At 57.0% G+C, this 15,829-nt stretch carries 15 protein-coding genes; 6 read left to right on the top strand and 9 right to left on the bottom strand.

The window, feature by feature from the left end:
• Window positions 1-597 precede the first annotated feature (597 nt).
• The 3 genes from minC to minE are packed head-to-tail and all read left to right on the top strand — an operon-like array spanning window position 598 to window position 2,441.
• Window positions 598-1,341 carry a septum site-determining protein MinC gene (gene minC / locus JNB85_RS26610; protein ID WP_220337419.1) on the top strand — a complete coding sequence of 248 codons (744 nt, stop codon included), beginning with the start codon at window positions 598-600 and terminating at the stop codon, window positions 1,339-1,341.
• Window positions 1,342-1,371: 30 nt separating this feature from the next.
• On the top strand, window positions 1,372-2,187 hold the full coding sequence (gene minD, locus JNB85_RS26605; protein WP_220337418.1) for a septum site-determining protein MinD: 816 nt from the start codon (window positions 1,372-1,374) through the stop codon (window positions 2,185-2,187).
• Complete coding sequence (minE, locus tag JNB85_RS26600) at window positions 2,184-2,441, top strand: cell division topological specificity factor MinE (protein ID WP_220337417.1); 258 nt, start codon at window positions 2,184-2,186, stop codon at window positions 2,439-2,441. Before minD ends, minE begins: the two co-directional genes overlap by 4 nt.
• Before the next feature lie 79 nt (window positions 2,442-2,520).
• Here the strand turns inward: minE and JNB85_RS26595 are convergent, their stop codons facing one another.
• The 6 genes from JNB85_RS26595 to JNB85_RS26570 all read right to left on the bottom strand — a co-directional run bounded on the left by JNB85_RS26595 (window position 2,521) and on the right by JNB85_RS26570 (window position 8,254).
• A complete protein-coding gene (locus JNB85_RS26595; protein ID WP_220337416.1) occupies window positions 2,521-3,408 on the bottom strand; it encodes a MurR/RpiR family transcriptional regulator in 888 nt (295 codons plus the stop codon).
• A gap of 38 nt (window positions 3,409-3,446) precedes the next feature.
• On the bottom strand, window positions 3,447-4,493 hold the full coding sequence (locus JNB85_RS26590) for an ABC transporter ATP-binding protein (RefSeq protein WP_220337415.1): 1,047 nt from the start codon (window positions 4,491-4,493) through the stop codon (window positions 3,447-3,449).
• Window positions 4,490-5,239 carry a glycerophosphodiester phosphodiesterase family protein gene (locus JNB85_RS26585; protein ID WP_220337414.1) on the bottom strand — a complete coding sequence of 250 codons (750 nt, stop codon included), beginning with the start codon at window positions 5,237-5,239 and terminating at the stop codon, window positions 4,490-4,492. Before JNB85_RS26585 ends, JNB85_RS26590 begins: the two co-directional genes overlap by 4 nt.
• A gap of 23 nt (window positions 5,240-5,262) precedes the next feature.
• Window positions 5,263-6,072: a carbohydrate ABC transporter permease gene (locus JNB85_RS26580; protein WP_220337413.1), complete on the bottom strand. Its 810-nt coding sequence runs from the start codon at window positions 6,070-6,072 to the stop codon at window positions 5,263-5,265.
• Window positions 6,062-6,931 (bottom strand): carbohydrate ABC transporter permease, encoded by an 870-nt coding sequence (locus JNB85_RS26575; RefSeq protein ID WP_220337412.1) that lies wholly within the window; start codon window positions 6,929-6,931, stop codon window positions 6,062-6,064. Before JNB85_RS26575 ends, JNB85_RS26580 begins: the two co-directional genes overlap by 11 nt.
• A gap of 63 nt (window positions 6,932-6,994) precedes the next feature.
• The gene (locus JNB85_RS26570; protein ID WP_220337411.1) at window positions 6,995-8,254 is read right to left on the bottom strand and encodes an ABC transporter substrate-binding protein; all 1,260 of its coding nucleotides are present in this window, start codon (window positions 8,252-8,254) and stop codon (window positions 6,995-6,997) included.
• Between the two features lie 329 nt (window positions 8,255-8,583).
• Between JNB85_RS26570 and JNB85_RS26565 the strand changes: the two genes are divergently transcribed.
• A complete protein-coding gene (locus JNB85_RS26565; protein WP_220337410.1) occupies window positions 8,584-9,648 on the top strand; it encodes an acyltransferase family protein in 1,065 nt (354 codons plus the stop codon).
• 456 nt (window positions 9,649-10,104) lie between these two features.
• Here JNB85_RS26565 and JNB85_RS26560 read toward each other — a convergent pair whose 3' ends face one another.
• A complete protein-coding gene (locus JNB85_RS26560) occupies window positions 10,105-11,283 on the bottom strand; it encodes an acyltransferase family protein (RefSeq protein ID WP_220337409.1) in 1,179 nt (392 codons plus the stop codon).
• 675 nt (window positions 11,284-11,958) lie between these two features.
• Between JNB85_RS26560 and JNB85_RS26555 the strand changes: the two genes are divergently transcribed.
• Window positions 11,959-13,080: an acyltransferase family protein gene (locus JNB85_RS26555; RefSeq protein WP_220337408.1), complete on the top strand. Its 1,122-nt coding sequence runs from the start codon at window positions 11,959-11,961 to the stop codon at window positions 13,078-13,080.
• Window positions 13,080-13,709: an SGNH/GDSL hydrolase family protein gene (locus tag JNB85_RS26550; RefSeq protein WP_220337407.1), complete on the top strand. Its 630-nt coding sequence runs from the start codon at window positions 13,080-13,082 to the stop codon at window positions 13,707-13,709. The genes JNB85_RS26555 and JNB85_RS26550 overlap by 1 nt, the downstream gene beginning before the upstream one ends.
• Before the next feature lie 80 nt (window positions 13,710-13,789).
• Here JNB85_RS26550 and JNB85_RS26545 read toward each other — a convergent pair whose 3' ends face one another.
• A complete protein-coding gene (locus JNB85_RS26545) occupies window positions 13,790-14,338 on the bottom strand; it encodes a serine O-acetyltransferase (protein WP_220337406.1) in 549 nt (182 codons plus the stop codon).
• Between the two features lie 19 nt (window positions 14,339-14,357).
• Complete coding sequence (locus tag JNB85_RS26540; RefSeq protein WP_220337405.1) at window positions 14,358-15,794, bottom strand: oligosaccharide flippase family protein; 1,437 nt, start codon at window positions 15,792-15,794, stop codon at window positions 14,358-14,360.
• Window positions 15,795-15,829 lie beyond the last annotated feature (35 nt).

Raw genomic sequence — 15,829 nt, 5'->3', positions numbered from 1 at the left:
TTGTTTAACCGAGTCCAGAGAAATTTCGCATCGCAGCAAACTTCGCAGTTGCGTTAAGTTTATGCAAAATCAGGAGTTTTAATTTTCAACCGGGGTTTTTATTAGCAATCTTATGTGCTTGGCCGATTTGGGACGGCAGCCGGGAAGGTGTGATCGCCACGGCCTGCGTCGCGCCAAAACGCGCCATTCCCCGGCAGGTTCACAGCAATCCCGGTCCGGCCGGGATCGAATATGGCGTCTGTTGTGCCGCAATGAGACTGGGCGGATGCCGCGGTCCCCACAGCTGCGAGATGGCGTCGCCCGCATCAAGGCTGTCACTTGGGGCTTGGCGATATCAATGTCGAGGCAGTTGCGGCCGGCCTCGATCCGGCAGTCGCTCGATTCGCACTGCCAATCTATGGGCTGTTGAAGGGACGCAGCGAGTCTCTCACATCGGACTTCAAGCGGCGGCGCTTGCAGGCTCCCGTCGGGTGCTGCGACATATGGTGTCTATGAACAGAAAGACGCATTTTGCGTTAAAGCCGGACCGAATGTTAACGGTTTGTTAACCATGAAGCGGCTAATCCTTTTAAATCGAAATTAACCAAGTTTACTAACGTGTTAACCGACGCACGCTCTATTCGCATCAAAGGCAGATCGTTTCTCGCGGTCGTGCTGACGCCCGATCTGCCGTTCGAGGACTGGCTGGTTCGCCTCGACGACCTTGCTGCGCGCTCCGCCGGGTTTTTTCTCGGCAGGCCAGTAGTTCTCGACGTGACCGAGCTTTCGCTGGATCGTGCCGCGCTAAAGGCGATGGTGCAGGCGCTGGGAGAGCGAGGAGTGCGGGTCATGGGTATCGAAGGCGCGCGACCGTCGCAGCTCGATGCCAGTATGCCCCCTGGCATGGTCGGCGGCCGTCCGGCGGCGGATGTCGACGTGCCGGCCGCAGAGGCCCAGATCGAAGGGCAGGCTCCGCGTAAGGCGGAGGCTGCAAAGGTGCAGGAGGTTGTTGCCCCGGTTGTCCGCGCTGCCCCGCCGTCTCTGGTGTTGCGTGAACCGGTTCGCTCCGGCCAGTCCATTATCTTTCCCGAAGGCGACGTGACGGTCATAGGGTCCATCGCATCGGGGGCAGAAGTGATCGCCGGCGGATCGATCCATGTCTATGGCGCGCTGCGTGGACGCGCGCTCGCCGGATCGGTCGGCAATTCGGCGGCGCGAATCTTCTGCCGCAAGCTTGAGGCCGAGCTTCTGGCAATCGACGGGATCTACAAGACGGCAGACGATCTGCCCGCAGATCTGCGCGGTCAGGCTGCACAGCTATGGCTGGAGAACGACGCGATCATGGCATCGCGACTGACTTAACTGGGTGAATGGTTGAAACAGGAGAGGGATATGGGAAAAGTCATTGTTGTAACCTCGGGTAAAGGTGGCGTTGGCAAGACAACCTCGACTGCAGCGTTGGGGGCAGCGCTTGCGCAAAGGAATGAGAAGGTTGTCGTCGTCGACTTCGACGTCGGTCTTCGCAACCTCGATCTCGTCATGGGCGCCGAACGTCGGGTCGTCTACGACATGATCAATGTCATCCAGGGGGATGCGAAACTCACTCAGGCCCTGATCCGTGACAAGCGACTGGAGACACTATTCCTGTTGCCGGCATCCCAGACCCGCGACAAGGACTGCCTCACCGAAGAGGGCGTCGAGCGCGTCATCAACGAGCTGAAGAAGCATTTCGACTGGGTCATCTGCGATAGCCCCGCCGGTATCGAGCGCGGTGCGACGCTGGCGATGCGCCATGCCGATATCGCCGTCGTCGTCACCAATCCGGAAGTCTCCTCGGTGCGTGATTCCGACCGCATCATCGGTCTTCTGGATGCCAAGACGGAAAAGGCGGAGAGGGGCGAGCGCATTGAAAAGCACCTGCTTCTGACCCGCTACGATGTCACCCGCGCCGAACGCGGCGACATGCTGAAGGTGGATGACGTGCTCGAGATCCTGTCGATCCCGCTGCTCGGCATCATCCCGGAAAGCATGGATGTGCTGCGTGCTTCCAACCTCGGCGCCCCGGTGACGCTTGCAGATCAAAACAGCGCCCCGGCAAAAGCCTATTTCGAAGCAGTCCGCCGCCTCAACGGTGAAGTTCTCCCGGTGACGGTACCAGGCGAGAAGCGCGGCCTGTTCGGCAAGATCTTCGGACGGAGGGCAGCATGAGCGTATTCGATTTCTTTCAGAAAAAGAAAACCGCGCCGGTTGCGCGCGAACGTCTCCAACTGCTTCTGGCGCACGAGCGTATCTCTCCCGGTTCAGATCTCGTGTCTCTTCTTAGAGAGGAAATCCTTGCGGTGATCGCTAAGCATGTCGAAATCGAAGGCGATCGCCTGCAGATTAGGATCGATCGCGGCGAGAACGTCTCGATCCTGGAAATCGACGTCGAGATCCCCGCCAAGGCCGCCCGGGCGGCTTGAGGTTCGAATTGATTTATCCGGGAGATCGAAATGTCTCCCGGGAAATTCTCATATTTCTCACGATGGCGGATTTCTGGCCCTACAGGATCACCGGCGATAGACCGCAGTCCGCACGGAACGCCTTGAAACCACTGAGCGCGCGCAGCGAACGGCCGCCATCGATGGCGGCGAGGTCGAGAATGACAGTGTTGGCGATGGTCATGGGAACGACGAGCGATTGGGATTCGCCGGCTTCACCGCGAGAAACGGAGATCTGACGGTCGGGTGCCGGATCGATGCGGGCGCTGAGCAGATCGGTCAGCGCCAGGACCTTAGCGCCTCTTTCTGCGGCAATCTTCCTGATCTGATGGATGAGCGGCGAGGCCTTGCGGAAGGCGAACAGCCAGACAACGTCGCCAGGCCCCAATGTCGCCAGCACTTCGGCGATCAGATGCATCTGGCTGGCGAGATCGACTGCCGGATAACCCGAGCGATTGAGCCTCAGCGCGACGAGGGAGGCGAGGGCGGCGGAATGGCCACGCCCGAAGACAAAGACCCGCCGGCAATCGAGCAGCACTTCCGAAAAGCCTCTGACATCGGCGTCCGAAACTGCGTTGCGTACCTGCTGGAGGGCTGCAATCTCGCTGCCGAGCACGGAGGAAAGCACGCCGCCGTCCTCCGCGCGAACGAGACGAGCGGCCATGCGGGCGGCCGGGCTTTCGAAATCCCCGCCGCCTTCGATGAGGTTCGCCTGCAGGAAAGTTCGGAACTCGGGATAGCCTTTGAAGCCGAGCCGGCGAGCCAGCCGCACGGCCGAAGCCGGGTGCACGCCGGCGCGGAAGGAAACGGCTTTGCCGTTTTCCATCGCCGCGCGGATCGGGTCCTGCATCATCACGTCGAGAAGGCGCGTGTCGGCCTCTGTGAGCTTCGTCGAGTTGCGACTGATAAGATCGCCAAGAAGCTGCGGGATTTCGGTCTGTCTTTCCATTGTCACTTCTCGCGGAGTCGCTTTTCCCGCCAGGGCGTCTAAATTCTGCGATCTAAGGATGAAAGATCGACGCGGCTCCCGCTCTGGTTATCGAAAAACACCGCCCGGTCAAGGTCGCACATGACCCAGAAGTTATCGGCATCGCGCGGAACATCCTTGCGCGGGCTGGTTAGCGTAATGCGGCCAGCCGGACTGTCGCAATGCAGAATGATATCAGAGCCGGTCATCTCCGACAGCATAAGCCGGACGGGCAGGGCAGGTTCGTGTGGTTCTTCGACACTGATTGCCATGGATTCGGGTCTCAGTCCCGCCGTCAGACCCTGCCGGCCCTGCCAACCGGGAAGGTGTTCGACAGGCAGGAAATTCATTGCGGGAACGCCGAGGAAGCCCGCGATAAAGCGGTTCTGCGGCTGGTCATAGATCGCCTCCGGCGTGTCGAACTGCAGGAGATTGCCGTCCTTCATGACCGCAATCCTGTCGGCCAGTGAAAGCGCCTCGGTCTGGTCATGCGTGACATAGACGACGGTGGCGCCGAGCTGGCGATGCAGCTCCTTGATTTCGGTGCGCATGGCGAGGCGCAGCGCATTGTCGAGGTTCGACAGCGGCTCATCCATCAGGAAGATGGAACTGTTGCGTGCCAAGGCCCTGCCCATGGCCACACGCTGACGCTGACCGCCTGAAAGCGCGCCCGGCTTGCGATCGAGATAGGCTTCGAGCTGCAACGTCTTTGCCACACCTTCAGCCCGTGCATTGCGCTCGGCCTTCGGCATGCCGCGCAGCTCGAGGCCGAAGGCAATATTCTCGCGCACCGTCATGTGCGGATAGAGCGCGTAGTTCTGGAAGATCATGGCGATATCGCGATCCTGCGGGGCAAGATCATTCGCGCGCCGCCCCCAGATTTCCATATCGCCCTCATCGCATCGCTCAAGCCCTGCGATGAGGCGTAACAGGGTAGATTTACCGCAACCCGATGGGCCGACGATGACGATGAATTCGCCCGAGTTGATATCCATGGAGACGCCGTGCAGGACTTGCGGCCCACCGGGGTAGGACTTTTTGATGTTGCGAAGGGTGATGCCGCTCATAGTGGGGCCTCCGCTCCGAAGCCGGTGCGAATGGCAATCGCAAGGCTCGGCCGGTCCGTTGTGAAGACCTTGACGCCGAGCGCCAGCACCTTTTCGATCTGCCGGGCCGAATGGGCGGCCCAGCAACCGAAATCGAGACCGGCTGCCGTAATTTCTGCCATGAGAGCGGAATCGGCGGTATCCACATGGACGCCGATTTCGGGGATGTCATGCGCTTTCGCGACTTCGATCACAGCTCTGGTCCCAAGCTGACGCAACACTGGCGGGCTGACGAGCCAGAGCTTCGGCTGGCTGGTGGCCGCCGACAGCGCATCCTGCGATTCCACCAGAAAGGAAGAGAAGACCGTCCTTTCAAGCATGCCGTGGCGCGCGAGCGTTTCGACGACGCGTGGCACGAAGTTCTCGTAGGGGCGGCCATCGACGCCAGGCTTGATCTCGCAGCGGAAATTTACCGTGCTGTCGGAATAGATCGCACAGAGTTCTTCCAGCGAGATCGGATGTCCGCCGGCCCCATAGTTGATGATAGCGGCTCGGACCTCTGCTTCGCTCATGGCGGCGATCGCGCCGCTGCGATCCGTCGTACCGTCAAGCGTTGCGTCGTGATGGACCATGATCGCGCCGTCGGCTGTCGGATGGACGTCGAATTCCACCTCCTCCAGCGGCATTTTTGCCGTCGCAGCAAAGCCTTGCGGCGTGCTGTCGCCAAATTCCAGAGTGCCGCCGCGATGCGAAGCGATGCGTGTCATTCTATGCTTGTCCTTGTTCATGATTACTTGACCGCGCCGAGCGTGATGCCACGCACGAGATGGCGCTCGACCAGCAGGAAGCCGAGCAACACGGGCAGCATGCTGAGGGTGCAGGCGGCCATGACGAGGGGCCAGTCGACCAGACCTTCGCCAGGATTGATACGATAAAGGCGAGCAAGGCCGATCTGCAGCGTGTAGAGGTCTTCCTTGCCCACGGCCACCAGCGGCCAGATGTAGTTGTTCCATTCGGTGATGAAGATGTAGAGGCCCATCGAGAAGATGGCAGGCTTAGCGATCGGCACGATCACCCGCCACAGCACCTGCAAGGGTGTCGCGCCATCCATATAGGCGGCTTCATCCAGTGCCTTGGGAATGCCCTTGATGTACTGGCGCAGGAAGAAGGCAGCAAAACCGTTCGAGATCGCTGGCAGGATGAGGCCTGTATAGGTGTCGAGCAGGCCGGCTTTGGCAAGCGTCAGATAGTTGGGGATCAGGCTGATGTGGCTGGGGATCATCAATGTGGCAACCGTCGCGCCGAAGAGCAGGTTGCCGCCGCGGAACTGGAAGCGGGCGAAGGCAAAGGCGGCCATGGTGGCGACCGTGATGCCAAGCAGCGTCACTAGGCCGGAAACGATGATGCTGTTCAGAAGATAGCGAGCAAAATTGTATTCGCCGATGGCACGAACATAGTTGTCGAGCGTGAACTCGTACTTGCCTGTGTAATAGGATTGCGCCGTCTCGAAGGACATCCAGATCGAATAGAGCACGGGCGACAGGAAGATCAGCCCGCCGACGAGCGCAAGACCGGTCACGACAGGGTTTTCAAGCTTCATAATGGACTCTCCGGCCGATGACGAAGGATTTGATCAGTGCCAGCGCGATCAGGAAGATGAAAAGCAGAACGGCGAGCGCCGAGCCTCGGCCGATGTCGAAGAGAGTGAAGCCTACGCGATAGAGCAGATTGACGAGCATGTCGGTCGCACCCGCAGGGCCGCCATGGGTCATGATGTTGACGATGGTGAAGACCTGGAAAGCCTCGATTACGGAAATCACCAGCAGGAAATAGGTGGTCGGCATGACAAGCGGGACGGTGACCCGGCGGAACACATGGAAGCGCCGGCCGCCATCGACGGCGGCGGCATCATAAAGTTCCTGCGGTACAGCCTGCAGGCCGGCAATATAGATGACGATGTCATAGCCGAGTTGCTTCCAGGTGTTGACTGTTATCAGCACCCAAAGGGCAAGCTGCGGGTCCTGCAGCCATTGGACCTTGCCGATACCGAGTGAGGTCAGTGCAGCATTGACCATGCCGTAGTCGGTGGCAAAGACCCAGGAGAAGACGACGGCGATCGAGACGGTCGAGGTTACGGAAGGAAGAAAGAGCGCACCGCGCAGAAGCCGCGAGGGTAATGTCTCGCGGACGAGATAGCTCGCGACAGCGAGTGCCAGTGCCAGTCTGATCGGTACTGAAATCAGCGCGAAGATGGCGGTGACTTGCAACGAATTCCAGAAGTCGCGGGAGTTCAAAAGCAGGCGGTAATTCTCAAAGCCGACGAAAGGCATTGTCGGCGACAGGAAGTCCCAGTGCCGGAAGCTGAGGTTCACACTGGCAATGACGGGAATATAGGTGAAGACCGCGATGAAGATCATCAGCGGTGCGACGAGAAGATAGGGTGTGAGTTTGCGCAGCATCAGACCGGTACAGTTGAGACGACGGGCCGTTCAAGACACGCCGTCTTGGCTCGAGGGAGAGGCTCAGTTGCTGGAACGCTTGGCTTCGTCGCGGGTCTGGACGGCGAAATCCTTCATCGTTTCCGTGACATCGCGCTGGCCGAGTGCCATGGCTTCCCACATCTTGTATTCTGTCGAGCGCATCCAGGTGACGACGGGCGGACGGGCACGGCCACGAGCGAAATCGAGCTGCTTGATGGCAACATCGATGCCCTGTTTCTTGGCGAGCGCTTCGGCGGCAACCGGCTGGGCGGCGCTCTTCTTGTTGATCGGCAGGTAGCCGGTTGCGGCAAACCAGAGGGAATTGGCTTCCGGCGAAGCAGCGTAACTGATGAACTTGTATGCGGCATCCTGGACCTCCTTCGGTGAGGTCGAGAGGATGCCGATACCGGCGCCGCCGATCGGAACGGAGCAGACCTTGTTGCAGGGCATCGGACGGACTTCGAGCTTTTCACCGAGCGCCTTCCTGGCGCCACCATAATCACCCGTCGAGTTGAGCGAGATGCCGACCTTGCCGGCGAAGAAAGCGTCGCGGCCGACGTCTTCATCGGTAACGCCATCCGGAGAGGCGACCTTCTGGGCGTGCACGAGCGATGCCATCCATTGATAGGCTTCGATCGTGTTCGGCGAGTCGAGCAGGATATCGCTGGTCTTGGAATCGATGAGCTCGCTGTCATTGGACATGACGAGGCCCCAGCGGGCGAACTGGCCGGGGGCCGCAATGCCGGTGATGCCTTCCGCGCCGAGCCTTTCGGTGATTGTCTTCGAAACGGCAAGAATATCTGCGAAAGTCTTCAGTGACGGTTCCGTCGCGAATCCGGCACGCGTCAGGATGTCCTTGTTATAGTAGAGGACCGGCGTGGAGGAGTTGAACGGAACGATATAGTTCTTGCCGTTATAGACGCCGACTTCGCGCGCGTAGTCGTAAAGGTCGTCCTTCAGCGGATCGGCGTTGAAATAGGGCGTGAGATCGATCAGCGCGCCGCGGTCGGCGAAGAGCCCGTAGCGGGTGACTTCCATAATGACGGCATCAGGCGCACGTCTGGCGGGAATGGCCGCCTGCAGCTTGGCGACGATATCGTTGTAGTCACCGACGAATTCCCCTTCGATATGGATGCCGGGATTGGCGGCTTCGAAGTTAGCGATGATCTTGTTGAGCGCGTCGCCGGAGGTTTTGCTGAAGCTGTGCCAGAACTTCACGGTCGTATCGGCATGTGCCGAACCGACCATGGACATCAGAGCGACAAGGCTGACCGCAGTTGTGTTCTGCAATTTGTTTGTCATAATTTTCTCCTCTGCAAAAGAAATTGCAAACCGTTTGCGACGATTAGCGCGCCCACGAGACAGTTTCTTGAAGGCTGCGTGAAGTTTTGATGACCGAAGGATCCTCGACCGTTCATAAGCATGAGCGGGGATGGATTCCCTCTAGCTGCCATCCCGCGACACTGCGTATGGCGCGTGGAAGAGCGTTCGTGTGGAAAAGGCCGCACCACACGGCAGCTGTTCTCGCCTGGCTTTGTGTGCGCTGCGGTAGATTATGCTTTAAAGGTCGACAGCGACATGATATCCCGCTGTCTGCCCGTCTTTCATCGTCAAGTGCAAACAGAGATCATATGCCCCAGCAAGAAGACACGGCGAATGTGTCGCAGATGAATGCAGCCCAGCAGCCCGCGGTCAGGCCTCAGCGGAAATGGTTGGCTGATATCGAGCGCCTCAAGGGATTGGCTATCATCCTTGTCGTCTGGGGGCATACCTACGACGCCGCTTTCCCGGCGTGGGCCATTGATCTGCGACAGGCAATCTATGCTTTCCACATGCCGCTCTTTATGTTCCTCAGCGGCTATGTCTTCGTCTATGTCGGTGCCCATAAATTGAAGGGTTCGATGGCGACCTATGCGGCGAAACGCGCAAAGCGGCTACTTATTCCGTTTTTCATCATGGCGGCGATCGTCATTTTCGCAAAGTTCTTTGCGGGGCAGTTTGTATCGGTCGATAAGCCCGTCAACGACCTATTGCTCTCGGTTCAGCACGTCTTCATCCATACCGAGCAGAGCCCGTCGATGTTCGTATGGTACCTGATCGTCCTTTTTTACCTTTCGATCGGTACGACGTTTCTCTTCTCGCGCATGAACGTAAGCCTGAATATCTTGTTTGCGGCCTCGATCATCATGTTCGGCCTGCATGTGCTTATGTTCTACAACGATGCGATATTGGACTACATCTACATCAATCGCATCTTCATGTTTTATGCCTTCTTCATGGCAGGCTGCATTGCCTGCCTGCACAGAGATGCCTGGGAGCCATTTGTCGAGCGGTATTTCATTCCGGCGGCCGCCGCCTTCCTCATCCTTCTCTACGTCTCGTTCAATTCCGAATGGCGCTACTTCCTCGTCGGCATGACGTCTCTCGTCGTGTTCCATGGGCTGATCCGCTCCCGGCTTTGCAACCAGAGCCGGTTCCTGGAATTTATCGGCCAGAACGCTTTCGCAATCTATCTGCTGAACACGATATTCGTCGGTTTCGTGAAGGCCGTCTTCGGTCGGTTCTTTTCGGTCAGCGACCAGACGCTGCTGCTTCTCGTGAGCGCGACGATCGCAGGCGTCGCGGGGCCAATCGTCGTCAAATATGTAATCAGTCGCATCGGCTCGCTGCGGCCAATCGCAGCTGCCATGGAATGAGAAGAAGGGCGGGGACGCGATCTGCCGGCATTGGTGCGAGAGCCGAAATCGATTTTCGGAAGTCCGATCCGTAGATTCAAGGAGTTAGAGCCTCCTTTGTGCGCCCGAATGAATACGCGGTGTTCACCACCTTACGGCGCTGAATTCAATTCCCGGTCTTCAGGTCGGTTCCCGGGCTTGTATTCTGCGACTTGCCCGGGAGTAGTTGTCTCAAAGAACAAAAACCATGAGCCTGGCCTCCGCTATAGGCGAGCGTAAAGCTCTCTCAACGGTTCGGCAAAGCCTCGAATGCGCTTCGGGTAATACTCTTGTACGAACGAAAGTTCGCTCGGAGGGCTCAACCGCTTGGCGCATCGCCATTGCAATGTTGCAGCCACCAAGGACAAACGAAAGCCGGAGCATCATATCCTGCGCTCCGGTCTTTCAATGTATGAGTTTCTTTCGCAGTTTTGCTGTCTAACCGGGTACGCGTTTGCTCGATTCAGGAAGCTTGGTTTCATCGGCAGTCGATACCGTCTGGTAAACTTTCTGGCGTTCGTCTTCGACGCTCTTGCTGCCGACTTTCTTGGACCAGCGCTTGGTCACTGACGTCGTCAGACTGTAAAAGCCGTAGGCGACGACGATTGTCAGAACCAAGCTCGTCGAGAACTGAAGCCAGTAATTTCCAGCAAAAAACAGCCCGACGATAAACCAAACATGGAGGTGCCAAAGATACATTTCATAGCTGATGCGCCCTCCCATCTGAACGGGCCGCCACTCTGCCAAGCGAACGAGGTTTTCCGTAGCCCTTCCAAAAACGAAGGCGTTGATCAGCAGGAACATGCCGAGACCGTGGACGGTGTAGCGGAAAGTATCCTGGAAAAACTGATTACGGAATGCGATGCCGGCAAGCAGGAGAAAGATGGCGAGCACGAAAGTCTTCCAACCGCGAAGCTTCACCAGATAGATTTTGGCCGATTCATTCGCGAGCGCGAATGTGAGCAGGCAACCCCAGGCGATCGAATCCAGGCGCGTGAAGGTAAAGTAGTAATTGAAGCTTTCCGGATCCGGAACCGTATAAGCGGCCAGGATGCGCAGCGCCAAACTGAAAACCAGCACCCCAATGAGGACAGCGACACGGGAAGACCAGCCACGCAAAGCCAACAGCACGAACGGGAAGAACACATAAAAATGCTCTTCGACGGCGAGCGACCACAGTGGACCGTAGCCATGAATACCTTCGGGCAAAGGTGTGAAGACATTGGCTACGATCGAAACGTTGCCCAGATAAAAGAGTGCCAGCAGGATCTGGCTCATCAGAACGTGTTCGCGATCAAAGATCAAATAGACCGGCAGCGTCAACACGATCACCAGCACGAGCGGAGGCATCAGACGTAAGAACCGTCTTGCGAAGAAGCGCGGCAGGGATATTTCCCCGTAATGCCGTTCTTCGGACAACAACAGCCTGGAAATGAGAAACCCGCTGATCGCAAAGAACACCGTGACGCCAAAGCCACCGGGTATTGCTGCAGACAAGCGGAAATGCGCCACAACTACGATCAGCACTGCGGCAAGCCGCAAGCCGTCAAGACCTCTTATGTAACCATAGGCGGGATTATCGGCCGGTGGTGGCGATACAGGTGCTAGCAGCGTCATCGAAAGCCTTTCGTTCGCTCGATTTTCATCGATGATTCAAGCAATATTGGTACTGCTCTCATCCATGCCCATCGGTTCATGCCTCCGCGTGGCATATAGTGGCAGCGGTGAAGTCTGTCGGTGTCTAAGGAGAGGCAAGATGATTTTATCCCTGCTTCTTAGGACCCCAGGCCCAACGCGTCCAGACGCTTTTTCTCTACCAAGGTTTTCCGCCGTCCTCTTTAGGTTCGGCAGCAGAAGTTGGGGGCGGGTCGCCATTTAATTTTGTGTGATGCCGCGCTGCAACATGAAGGTTACGACGGTAAGTTGACAACCTAAACTGTCCTGTGTTCACGAAAACGTGAGCCGCAGATAGCTCGGCCGCATATTTCTCGTAATTGTCACAATCTCGTCGCTCGCGCCTTTTCTTATCATGCTAGAAAAAGCTTCAATAAACGCCAGCGGTTCTCTCTTTCCCGATCGGGGCCAATGCCTTGGCATGACTGTTTTTCGCTGATAGTCTTAAACCTCATTCGACAGGAAAAGCTGGAGAAGCGCCTGACCGCCATCCTCCCAGAGGCTCCATAAACGTTAAAGCTGCCGCTGAGGCTCTCGGACGTCTGTCGCTATTGATATCAACGGCGAGCGTCAGGTGATCTCTTCGGTCTGGCATAAGCTGTTCGCCAAGGAAGCAGTATGCACGAAATCTATCAGAAGGTATTCGGTGTTGGCAAAGCCATCAGGGGTCTGGACGGCCTGCGGGCCATATGCGTTCTTTTGGTTCTGACCGATCACGCGGGGCTGACCAAAACCTCGGAGACAGGCACTCTTGCCGTCTGGGTATTCTTCGCCCTGAGTGGCTTTCTCATCGTGCCGATCCTGTTCAAAGCGCGGCTGCGCATAGAGGCAGGGAACTCTGACGGTCTGACGGAGATCGGCCTTTTCATGCGCAATCGGGCTTTGCGGATATTTCCGGTCTATTATCTGACGCTCGCGCTGATCTTTTTGTCGACAATTACTGTGGTCTCGGGAGACAACGTCGGCAAGTTTTACGAAAGCATCAGCTGGCTCCTGACCTACACCACGAATATTTATATCGGCTTCGTGAGGCATGATTGGCTTGGGCCGCTATCGCACCTCTGGACTCTTGCCGTTGAGCAGCAGTTTTACGTGCTTTTCCCGCTATTGTTCATTTGGCTGCCGTCGCGGTTCTGGCGATCGGCCCTTCCGATATTGCTGCTTTTGATGCTTACAGTTTCGGCCTTTTTGGTATTCGATGACGAACTTATGTTTCGCGTCAATTCCCTATCGGGCTTCTATGCCATCGCCGTCGGTGGGATTTTTGGCCTCGCCGCCAAACGGCTCGGGGCGGTCGAACTTCGATTTTCCGGGTTAATTATCCTTGCGCTCGGCGTGGTTCTGATTCTGCAGCACCTCTATTTCATTTTTGGAGGACATCCGAACGCTGCCTTGATCATTGCGCCGTTGCTGGCCGGGTTGCTGATAATGCTGGTGACAGTTTGTCAGAACTCGGCTGCTACGCGATTTCTTGAGCTTCCGCTGATCCGAGGCGTGGGAGTCGTCAGCTATGGCTTCTATCTGTTCCATGGCCTGCTGCTGGGGCCGTCGGGGCGAATTGTCGCCGTGGCAACAGGGATGCGAGAAGGAACGATCTTCCAAGGCATGCAGATCATTACCGCTTTCATTCTTACAATGATTGTGTCGATCGCCTCATTCATCTTCTTCGAAGAGAAGATCATGCAGTTGAAGAAGCGGCGCGCTACCCCCATCACTGTTGCTGCCGGCTCCAACGGCTGATGAAATTCGCTGCCAGCCTCGTCTGTTTCCTTCTCTTGTCTGGTGTCGACGTGATGGCTTCAAATTTGAAGATTGTGACGTTTGGGACATCACTCACGGCGCGAGGCGGGTGGCAGATGAGCCTTGAGAATACGCTTGAGGAATGCCTCCATCGCCCTGTTGATATCGCTGTCGTTGCAAAGAGCGGTTCAACGACAGAATGGGCGTTGTCTGCCGTCGACAGCGTGATTGCAGAGCGTCCGGAGATCGTGCTTGTCGAGTTTTACGCCAATGATGCCGCCTTGAACCGCTGGATGAGCGTAGACGTCAGCAAGCGCAATTTTTCAGCCGTCGTTGAAAGGCTGAGGATGAAATTGCCCGATGCACGCATCTTCATGATGGTGATGAATCCGATGTCGGGCTTGCGGGGCGCGATCAGGCCCTTCCTCTATCGTTATATCGCGGCCCATCGGCGTGTCGCGGCAGAATGGAATGTTGAGATCGTCGATCACAGCGCCGGGTGGGCAAAATTGTCAGCTGAAGAGCTCTCTGCGGCCATTCCGGATGGCGTCCATCCGACGGGTTCGATGGCGGCTAGAATTATGGTGCCGACAATTGCAAAGGCCATCGCCGGCACGTGTGTCGAGTGATGCTGATCCGACTTCTGACACCGCCCTTTGCAATGCCGGCGCCTCTTTTACTTGCGCGCTCGCCAGCTTATGTTGGAATATCAATCCTGATGTTCGATCGCGGTTGAAACCTTGGCAGTATCCGCCGTCTTTCGATACTTAATCACAGCAGGTACGCCGACTGCAATCGCTCCAGCCGGAACGTCTCTGACGACAACCGCGTTCGCGCCGATGACAGCACCTTCTCCAATGACGACCGGTCCGAGAATTTTTGCGCCGGCACCTACGTCCACCCTGTTGCCCAGGATCGGCACTTCGTTTGGTTTGTCGGCCGATTTATTGCCGATCGTCACGCCCTGGCGAAGGCGAACCCCGTCACCAATCCGCGCTTCAGAATGAATGATAATTGAGCCGAAATGCTCTATGACGCATCCGGAACCAATCTTGGCATTCGCACCGATGTAGATTCCGAAAAACACTTCGGAAAACTTAATCAGGAAGAAATGCACGATCTTCAGCGGGATGCGTATCGGTGCAAATCGGATCGAACGGACGGTGCTTCCATATCTGTGGAAAGCAAGCGCCCAGAAACCCTGCGCAATCAAGGCTCTTTTGTGGCTTCGGTAATCTTGGGCAATTTCTCTAAACATGACGCGCTCTCCTCGGAAATTACGCTTGTTTCCAGGCTCTAATCTTTCTTGCTTTGTTCAGCCAACTACGCAGCGCGTCTCGATCAAGTACCCCGATACCTGCGACATAAACGATCACAAAGAGGGGTGCTAGGATAATCGCCCGCAGTAACGCAGGCGAGGCGGGCATCGCATAGGCTCTTACCAAATACACCGCGGCCAGGCCGGCGAAGGATGCCAGGAAAAACGCTCCGCATTTGGCGAACATCGTCTTCAGTGAGACGTGCGTTTTTCGCGATCCGTAGAGAATACCTATCGATATGACGAGGATGTGGCAGCAGACGTATACTGCCACAAGCGTAAACACGGAGCTGTGCTGAAGCACCGTCAGGATGATCGCAATAAGCACGGCCGCGCAGACCTGCATGCGCAAAACGATGCGTGGCAGGCCCCACGCGTTCAACATGACCTCATTGCTATAACCGATCGACTGGGCAGCGCCCAGAATAGCAGCCGGAAACATGATGAGTTCTGAACCGAACCCGTTACTTCCAAAGCAAATTCGCGCAATTTCCGGAGAAAGTGCCGCGATGGAGATGAAAGCGGGAGCGGAAATCATCGAAAGCGAGCGCAGGCTTGAATAGAATGCTTCCTTCATTTGCGCAGGATTATCGACGAGACGCGATAAATGAGGAAGATTGACGTCCACCATCACGGCCGTCAGCATCTGCGCTACCACGGCTGGCACGCGTGAGCCCATGATGTAGAGGGCAAGCGCTGCCGGTCCGAAGAAGATCGGAATCACGATCTCGATCATTCGCAGGGACGCATAATTCAGGACGCGTGACCCGAAGACGCCGAAGGCAAAATGGAGAATGTGACCGATTCCGGCGAACTGGGGGGATGCCGGCCGCAGGACCGCAGGATACCACAGGAAGACGACGTTTATTATAGTTGTGGCCAGGAGCTGGCCGACCATGCTGTAGACGCCGAAACCCAGGAATGCCATTGCCAGGCCGGTCAGCGCACCGATGACGGTCGAGGCCAGAGAGCGAAAGGCGAGGCGCTTGAACTGGAATTCTTTGCGCAGCAAAGCCTGCGGGACATAGCCGAAACTGTTGAGGACCAGAGACAGTCCAACGAGTTGCAACACCGGCTCAATGCCGCTGACGCCAAGCAGATTGCCGATTTCGGTCGAGAAAACCGTCAGTAAGGCATATATGACAAGGGCAAGAGCGAAGTTCAGGATCAGAATGCTGGTGGCAATCCCGCGTGTTACGTTCTGCGTCCGGACAATAGCGTCACCGAAACCGTTATCGGCAAATAACTCGGTCAGCGACACAAGCGCATAGGCGGCCGCAAACATTCCTATTTCGGTTTTATCGAGAATACGCGCCAGGACGAAAAACGTGACGATCGTGCCGAAGCGCGGCCCCCAGTTGCGAACAGCCGACCAGATAACCGAACTGCGATTCATTGGCGCCTCGTTTTACCATGGAACGGGGACGTCAA

This window comes from Rhizobium mesosinicum, from assembly GCF_019511345.1.
GTDB lineage: Bacteria > Pseudomonadota > Alphaproteobacteria > Rhizobiales > Rhizobiaceae > Rhizobium > Rhizobium mesosinicum.
The sequence above is the reverse complement of the archived record's forward strand: the minus strand, read 5'-3'. Positions and strand labels throughout refer to the sequence as shown.

What these genes read in the sequence shown, in the direction of transcription:
- JNB85_RS26570 (WP_220337411.1), bottom strand. Translation starts at nt 8,254, where the DNA reads ATGACAAACAAATTGCAGAACACAACTGCGGTCAGCCTTGTCGCTCTG.
- JNB85_RS26575 (WP_220337412.1), bottom strand. Translation starts at nt 6,931, where the DNA reads ATGCTGCGCAAACTCACACCCTATCTTCTCGTCGCACCGCTGATGATC.
- JNB85_RS26565 (WP_220337410.1), top strand. Translation starts at nt 8,584, where the DNA reads ATGCCCCAGCAAGAAGACACGGCGAATGTGTCGCAGATGAATGCAGCC.
- minE (WP_220337417.1), top strand. Translation starts at nt 2,184, where the DNA reads ATGAGCGTATTCGATTTCTTTCAGAAAAAGAAAACCGCGCCGGTTGCG.
- JNB85_RS26595 (WP_220337416.1), bottom strand. Translation starts at nt 3,408, where the DNA reads ATGGAAAGACAGACCGAAATCCCGCAGCTTCTTGGCGATCTTATCAGT.
- JNB85_RS26545 (WP_220337406.1), bottom strand. Translation starts at nt 14,338, where the DNA reads ATGTTTAGAGAAATTGCCCAAGATTACCGAAGCCACAAAAGAGCCTTG.
- minD (WP_220337418.1), top strand. Translation starts at nt 1,372, where the DNA reads ATGGGAAAAGTCATTGTTGTAACCTCGGGTAAAGGTGGCGTTGGCAAG.
- JNB85_RS26555 (WP_220337408.1), top strand. Translation starts at nt 11,959, where the DNA reads ATGCACGAAATCTATCAGAAGGTATTCGGTGTTGGCAAAGCCATCAGG.
- JNB85_RS26580 (WP_220337413.1), bottom strand. Translation starts at nt 6,072, where the DNA reads ATGAAGCTTGAAAACCCTGTCGTGACCGGTCTTGCGCTCGTCGGCGGG.
- JNB85_RS26550 (WP_220337407.1), top strand. Translation starts at nt 13,080, where the DNA reads ATGAAATTCGCTGCCAGCCTCGTCTGTTTCCTTCTCTTGTCTGGTGTC.
- JNB85_RS26560 (WP_220337409.1), bottom strand. Translation starts at nt 11,283, where the DNA reads ATGACGCTGCTAGCACCTGTATCGCCACCACCGGCCGATAATCCCGCC.
- JNB85_RS26585 (WP_220337414.1), bottom strand. Translation starts at nt 5,239, where the DNA reads ATGACACGCATCGCTTCGCATCGCGGCGGCACTCTGGAATTTGGCGAC.
- JNB85_RS26590 (WP_220337415.1), bottom strand. Translation starts at nt 4,493, where the DNA reads ATGAGCGGCATCACCCTTCGCAACATCAAAAAGTCCTACCCCGGTGGG.
- JNB85_RS26540 (WP_220337405.1), bottom strand. Translation starts at nt 15,794, where the DNA reads ATGAATCGCAGTTCGGTTATCTGGTCGGCTGTTCGCAACTGGGGGCCG.